At 63.3% G+C, this 422-nt stretch carries 1 protein-coding gene; it reads left to right on the forward strand.

What is annotated here, in order from left to right:
• Window positions 1-422, forward strand: a 422-nt coding sequence (locus NJD74_RS19630) for a cation transporting ATPase C-terminal domain-containing protein (protein WP_319624831.1), incomplete at both ends; no start/stop codon positions are given.

Consider the following 422-nt stretch of genomic DNA (forward strand, 5'->3'; position numbering starts at 1 on the left):
TCTCGAAGTCGTCGCCGACGGCGTCGAGGAAGGCCGGCGCACCTTCGCCAACATCCTCAAATATGTCCGCATGGGCGCGAGCTCGAATTTCGGCAACATGCTGTCGATGGCGGCGGCCTCGATCGCGCTGCCGTTCCTGCCGATGCTGCCGACGCAGATCCTGCTCAACAATCTGCTCTACGACCTCTCCGAGCTCGGCATTCCCTTCGACCGCGTCTCGAAACAGGCCACGGCGCAGCCGCAGGTGTGGAGCATGTCGCGCCTGGTGCGCTTTGCGGCGATCATGGGACCGCTGTCGTCGGTGTTCGACATCGCGACCTTCGGCGCGCTGCTGTACCTGTTCAACGCCTCGCCGGAAGAATTCCGCACGGCCTGGTTCGTCGAGTCGATGGCGACGCAGATCCTCGTGATCTTCATCATCC

The sequence above is a fragment of the Stenotrophomonas sp. RG-453 genome, from assembly GCF_033843685.1.
Classification (GTDB): domain Bacteria; phylum Pseudomonadota; class Gammaproteobacteria; order Xanthomonadales; family Xanthomonadaceae; genus Stenotrophomonas; species Stenotrophomonas bentonitica_A.